Raw genomic sequence first — 6,295 nt, 5'->3', positions numbered from 1 at the left:
GATGACCGCCTCCCCCGCCGGGCTGTTCTTCGGCACCCGCGACGGCGAGGTCTACTGCTCGCGCGACGACGGCGAGAGCTGGTCGCAGGTCGCCCGCCACCTGCCCGACGTGCTGAGCGTGCGCGCGGCGGTGCTCTGACCGATGGCCAGGTCATTCACCAAGCCCGTGACGATGGTCGTGTTCGTGCTGCCCAGCTCGCTGCGGCGGTGGGTGAGCGGGCGCACCGAGGTGAAGGTGTTCGCGGTCGGCGCCGACCGCGACTCCCCGCCCACGCTCGGCTCGGCGCTCGACATGCTGCGGCGCACCCATCCGCTGCTGGAGGAGCGGCTGCGCGACGACTACGGCCGCATCCGCCGGCACATCAGCATGATCGTGTGCGGGGAGAACGCCCGCGGGCTCGGCGGCCTGGACTGCGCCCTGCCGCCGGGCGCCGAGGTCTACGTGCTGCCCGCGCTCGCCTGACGCCTCAGACCTTGCGCCAGCCCGGCACCCAGGCCCCGTCCTCGACGACGTAGTCGCCGAACAGGGCGGGCGCCTCCTTGCGCATGAGCTCGCCGATGCGCTGGAAGAGCAGGCGGATCTCCTCCTCCGCGCCGACGGCGGTGCGGGCCTCGATCGTGTGCCGCAGCGTGCGCACGTTGGCCGTCCAGACCAGGCCGGTGGCCAGGCCCTCGGGGGCGAAGCGGCGCATGAACGACGTGCGGTGCTTCTTCTCCGAGAACGGCACGCCCTCCTCGTCGAGCCCGAAGTGCCCGGCCATCCAGAGCTGGAACTGCTCCAGCTGCTCCAGCACGGCCGTGGCCCGCTTCATCAGCTCGGGGTCCTGCTGGGCCCACTCGGGGAACCAGAACGGCAGCTCGTCGAGCCGGACGAAGCGCAGCGACTCCTGGGAGATGGCCACGCCGGGCCGGTGGCGCACCAGCTCGTGCGTCAGGACGCGGCTGACGTTGTGCAGCACGAAGCTGAAGCTGACGTGTTCGAGGACCGAGCCGTGCGCGCTGGCCAGGATGTTGCGCAGGTAGTCGTCCTGGTTCTCCCTGATGCGCACCACGTTGGGGTTGAGGCCCGGCTCGAAGGAGCGGTAGCAGAGGCGGCCGGCGAACTCGGCGAGGTTCTGGGCGTCGAGGTCGCCGCGGTCGAGCCGCTCCAGCCAGCTCTCGCCGCCGACCTCGCCCAGGTATCGGGCGAGCTCGTCGTAGTCAAGCTCAGGACGGGCGACGATGAAGACCTCGGGTTCGACACTGCGCATAAGGGAGCCCCCCGCTCGGGTTCTGTGGTTTGTGACGGGCTCAAGCAAACCAGCTCGCGGGGCTGCGCGCGACTCGGCGCCCGCCGTCCCCCTCCGGAGGCACGGCGGGCGCCGGGCGGACGCCCTTGCCAGGTCAGCAGCGGTGCGCGGGCCTGTCGCGGGTCACCAGGTCGGTGTCGCCGGCGGTCCCGTCCAGCCACAGGACGCGGCCCGCCGCGCCGGCGGCGAACAGCGCCTGCTCCCCGCGGTTGCAGGAGTAGCGCTCAAGGGCCCCGCCGGTGACCGGAACCTGGTAGATCTTGGTCAGGTTCGCGTTCTCCAGCGTGGTCCCGTCCGGCTGCACGCCGACGGTCACCCGCGACTCGCTCGCGTCGAGCCAGGTGGCGTACGGCGCCTGCGGCCCGTCCGGCACGACCGGCGTCTGGCCGGTGCCGTCCAGGGCGGCCCGCATGACGCCCATCCGGCCGTCGCGGTCGGCGTCGTAGAGCCAGACGACGTGCCCGGCGGTCAGCACCGGGCGGATCGACAGCGACGGGATCGCGCCGGTCGGCGGCACCTCGGGCACCACGACCTCCTTGCCGGTCGCCAGGTCGTGCACGACGGGCGTGCTGTGGCTGCCGCCGGAGACGAAGCTCACCCGCACGTAGACCAGCCGGCCGCCGGTGACCGAGGGCATGTACCCGGCCACACCCTTGTCGGCGGTGAGGTTGACCGGGGCGGCGTTCCCGCGCTTGAGCCACAGCTCGACCTCGCCGGTCGCGGGGTCCTCGCCGGACCAGGCCACGGCGTCGCCCGAGACCGCGGCGGCGTAGACGTAGCCGGTGGTCTCGTGCAGCACGGTGGACGGCGCCGAGGCGTCGAGCGGCCGGGAGCGGACCTGGAAGCGGCCCGACTCGGGGTCGAGGGCGACCCACACCGCGCGCCTGCCGTCGGTGGCCGGTGTCCAGTCCCAGCGGCCGTCGTCGGAGACGGTGGTCGCGGGGCCGCCGCTCACGCGTCCGGTCCTGATGACGGTGGGGCCGTTCGCGTCGGGGGTGCTGTCGGTGACGGCGTACCGGTCACCGGCCAGGGCGGGCGGGTCGAGGGAGTCGGTGAGGCCGTCCAGGACGACGCGGCTGTCGGTGCGGATCAGCCGCTCCCAGCCGGGCCTGATGCCGTGCCGCTCGAACGCCGCCGCGACCGCCAGCCGGTCGCGCCCCGACAGCCCGGCGGCGCGGGCGGCCGACTCGACGGCGCGGCGGCCGTCGGCGAAGTCGTCGAGCGGGGTCATGTACTCGGTCAGCGCCTTGTAGACGACCTTGTCGAAGCCGGCGCCGAGCTGCTCCCTGACGTCCCACAGGGCGCCGGAGAAGATCGTGGAGTTGAGGTGCACGCCGCCGGCGTCGATCGCGGTGGTGACGCCGAGGTAGTCCTTGGCGGCGTTGCGGTCGTCGTCGAGGTCGCGGGTGGCGCACTGGGTGGGCGGCAGGCTCTTGCACAGGTCCTCGCCGAGCAGGCTGGCGTCGGGGTCGCTCATCGGGATGCCGAGCGCGCCGGTCTGGATGGCGTTGCCGAAGTAGTCGGCCAGGCCCTCGTTCATCGCGCCCGACTGGCCCTGGTAGACCAGGTCGGCGCTGTGGGTGATGACGCCGTGGGTCATCTCGTGGCCGACGACGTCGAGGCTGGCGGCGAAGGAGTGCAGGTCGGCGCCGCCGCCGCCGTAGACCATCTTGGTGCCGTCCCAGAAGGCGTTCTCGAACGGACTGCCGTAGTAGGTGACGTTGACGACCGAGTACATCGTGCCGCCCTTGCCGTCGAGCCCGTCGCGGCCGAGCCCCTTGTAGTACTCGTAGACCTTGCCCGCGCCCCACTGGGCGTCCACGGCGCCGCTCTCGGTGTGCTCGGGGCCGAAGGCGGGCGTGGGCGACTTGGCGAGCTCGGTGCCGGCCGGCACGCCGGGTTCGAGGAACTGCTGCACGTCGGCGCCGGCGGCGTCGTAGGTGAGGATCTCGCCGGTGGTGCCGTTCCACATCGGGCGGGCGCGGTCGCGCAGCTCGTACGCGCCGTCGGCCCGCTGGTAGACGTTGAGCGGGACGGTCTTGCCGTGCGCGGTCTGCCCGCTGCCGGTCGCCGGGCCCTCCATGCGCAGCCGGTCCAGCGCGAACAGCGGCCGGCCGGAGTGGGCGTCCACGTAGGCGTCCAGCAGGACGGGCCGCTTCCTGGCCGCGTCGGCGCCGGTCAGGGTGACGTGCCAGGCCAGCACGCCCTTGCCGCGCGGCAGCACGACGAGCTCACCGGGCGTGGCCTTGACCGTGGCGCGGACCTGGTCGTCCCGGACGAGCCGGGCGCGGGCCAGCCGGGCCGCCAGCGCGGGGGTGACCGTGGGCGTGGTGTTCACGTCGAGGTCGGTGAGGAAGCGGCCGCCGGCGCCGGTGACCTCGCGCTTCGCGCCGTCCTTGCGGAAGCGGACCAGGTACTGGGCGCCGAAGACGGGCAGGTTCCGGTACCGCTGGGCGAACCTGACGGTCTCGTCCTGGCCGTTCACGACCGTGCGCAGCGGCACCAGGTCGGCGGGGTCGAGGTGGTAGCGCGGGTCGGCCAGGTGGGCCCTGGCCGCGGCGACGGGGTCCGCTGCGGCGGCGGGCTCGGCCAGCCCGCTCACCTCGGCGGGGGCCCGGGTGCCGGGCCGGGACTCCACCTGCGGCTGCGGCGGGTCGTCGGCCGCCGCGACACCGGGGACGGCCAGCGCGAGTGACAGGGCTGCGGCCGTGAGGACGAAGGGACGCCAGGACACGACACCTCCAGGTGTGGCGTAGGGGTTCTGGCGTCCACGATCATCACAGCAATATTGACAAATAGACAAATCACAATTTGATTACCGGAAATGTAAATTTCCGATTAGTGAGGGAAATGTCGTGAATTAATTGCATTCCGTCACGGCAACAACGCGCACCGCCGCCAACCGGCGTTGCCAGCGGGCGTCAGAGGCGGTACACGCGGCGGGCGTTGCCCGAGCCGATCATGTGGGCGATCCTGGCCGCGTCGGCCGGGCTCCACTCCCCCGCCTCCAGCCTGGCCAGCAGGGCCGCGCCCAGCGCCTGCCGGTGGTACAGGGCGCCGAGGTAGCCGGTCTCGGCCACGCCGCGGCAGCCGGAGCTGAACAGCTGCTTGTGGAACGGCGCCAGCTCCAGCAGCTCGTCCATGACGCGGGCCGAGGCGGCGGCGGTGTGCGGCAGGGCCGGGCCGACGTCGACGTAGACGTGCGGGTAGACGCCCGCCAAATAGGCGGCGGTGCGGTGGTAGGGGTAGCAGTGGAGCAGGATGACCGGCACGCCGAGGGGCTGCAACGCGTCCATGAGGGCGCTGAGCCTGGCCGGGTCCGTACGGTGCAGGTCGGGGCCGCGCCCGCCGAACCCGGCCTGGAACTGCACCGGCAGCCCCCGCTCGCGGGCCACGTCGATCGCGCTCCACAGCAGGTGGCGCAGCAGCACCGGGTCGGTCAGCGGCCGTTTGGGGTCGGCCAGGCGGCGGTTGGCGCCGGCGATGACCGAGCCGGTGCTCGGCCTGGCCGGGTCGAAGTCGAGCCCGCAGCGGCCCGCGATGACCGTCTTGAGCCCGACCGCCCTGGCGGCCCTGGCCGACAGCTCGTCGGCCAGGCCGTCGAGGTAGTCGACGGCGAGCTGCGCCGACTCGGCGACGTCCTGCTCGATCTGCTCGATCCGGACGATCTCGTCGGCGGCGGCTCCGCCGTGGCGGCCCATCTCGGCCGCCGACAGCAGGTCGATGTCCTCGTCCCCGGTGTCCACCAGGAACGCCACCACCCCCGCCCCGGCCAGCAGGCGCCGGTTGACCTCGCCGGCGCCCAGCTCGGCCCGCCGGGCGAGGTAGACGGCCGGGGGCGCGTGCGGCTCCAGGTCGAGCAGCGGGGCGCACCAGCGGCGCAGGCTCATGCCGACCGGCGAGTCGAAATGCGTGGTGCCGGGCGGGGCCGGGGCGCCGCCGGCGTTGATCAGCGGCTCGAACTGGGCCCGGGTCAGGTCGTCCCGGCGAACCCCGTGACAGTGGTGGTCGACGAGCGGGGCGAGCAGCGCGTCACGCACCGTGTCGGGCAGGGCTACGGGGAGCATGCGGAGACTCTAGGGGAGCCCCGCACGCCCCCGCGGACGTTTTGCCCTACGACAGGAACACCCTGCCCCTTCCCAGACGAAACCGGCCCGGGTCAGCGCCGGGTGAGGCGCAGCACGTTCGCGATGATCTTCGCGCCCGCGCCACCCTCCTGGGTGAGGATCGACTCGGGGTGGAACTGCACGGCGAAGCGCCGCCGCTCGACGTCCTCGATGGCCATGACGTTGCCGTCGGGCGTGAGCGCGGTCGGGGTGAAGCCGACCACGCCGGGCCGCTTGGCGTGCAGCGAGTGGTAGCGGGCCGCGGTGAACTCCTCGGGCAGCCCCTCCAGCAGCGCGCTGTCGCCCAGGCGGCTGACCTGGCCGCGCTTGCCGTGCTCGGGGTAGTCGAGCAGCTCCAGCGAGCCGCCGGCGTGCTCGACCATGGCCTGCAGGCCCAGGCACACGCCGAAGACGGGCAGGTCGCGGGCGTAGATCTCGTCGATGAGCGCCGCCATGCCGAAGTCGGACGGCCAGCCGGGGCCGGGCGAGAGCACGACCAGGTCGGGCGCGACGTCGTCGATGGTGTGGGCCGGGAAGCCGTGGCGCAGCGTCACCACGTCGGCCCCCTCCTGGCGGAAGTAGTCGGCCAGCGTGTTGACGAAGGAGTCCTCGTGGTCGACGAGCAGCACCTTCATGCCGGCCCCCGGCTGCTCCCTGACCACGGCGGGCGGGACGGCGTCGGGCTGGTTGACCGAGGCCAGGGCGCCGAGCAGGGCGCTGGCCTTGAGCTCGGTCTCGCGCTCCTCGGCCTCGGGGTCGGAGTCGAACAGCAGCGTCGCCCCGGCCCGGACGGTGGCCACGCCGTTCTTGATCTGGGCGGTGCGCAGGGTCAGGCCGGTGTTCATGGAGCCGTCGAAGCCGATGAAGCCGATGGCGCCGCCGTACCAGCGGCGGGTGGTG

Annotated in this window: 5 protein-coding genes and 1 pseudogene; 2 read left to right on the top strand and 4 right to left on the bottom strand. The window is 73.1% G+C overall.

Annotation, left to right across the window (positions count from 1 at the left end; genetic code table 11):
* Both ACWCSD_RS45320 and ACWCSD_RS45315 read left to right on the top strand, forming a co-directional pair.
* Nucleotides 1-139: pseudogene (locus tag ACWCSD_RS45320) on the top strand (exo-alpha-sialidase); the annotation flags it as partial.
* A gap of 3 nt (nucleotides 140-142) precedes the next feature.
* Nucleotides 143-463: a ubiquitin family protein gene (locus tag ACWCSD_RS45315; RefSeq protein ID WP_352330107.1), complete on the top strand. Its 321-nt coding sequence runs from the start codon at nucleotides 143-145 to the stop codon at nucleotides 461-463.
* 4 nt (nucleotides 464-467) lie between these two features.
* On the opposite strand, the gene thyX is transcribed toward ACWCSD_RS45315, so the two are convergent.
* From thyX to ACWCSD_RS45295, 4 genes are all read right to left on the bottom strand, one after another.
* A complete protein-coding gene (thyX, locus tag ACWCSD_RS45310; RefSeq protein ID WP_352350875.1) occupies nucleotides 468-1,250 on the bottom strand; it encodes an FAD-dependent thymidylate synthase in 783 nt (260 codons plus the stop codon).
* A gap of 133 nt (nucleotides 1,251-1,383) precedes the next feature.
* The gene (locus tag ACWCSD_RS45305) at nucleotides 1,384-4,023 is read right to left on the bottom strand and encodes a M4 family metallopeptidase (protein WP_449924729.1); all 2,640 of its coding nucleotides are present in this window, start codon (nucleotides 4,021-4,023) and stop codon (nucleotides 1,384-1,386) included.
* 187 nt (nucleotides 4,024-4,210) lie between these two features.
* Complete coding sequence (locus ACWCSD_RS45300) at nucleotides 4,211-5,356, bottom strand: amidohydrolase family protein (protein ID WP_397156560.1); 1,146 nt, start codon at nucleotides 5,354-5,356, stop codon at nucleotides 4,211-4,213.
* Between the two features lie 92 nt (nucleotides 5,357-5,448).
* Nucleotides 5,449-6,295: glutamine amidotransferase-related protein (locus ACWCSD_RS45295; RefSeq protein ID WP_449924726.1), on the bottom strand; the 847-nt coding region annotated here is incomplete at its 5' end.

This window comes from Nonomuraea sp. NPDC001684 (assembly GCF_053596515.1).
This window is presented reverse-complemented; position numbering and strand designations above follow the sequence as displayed.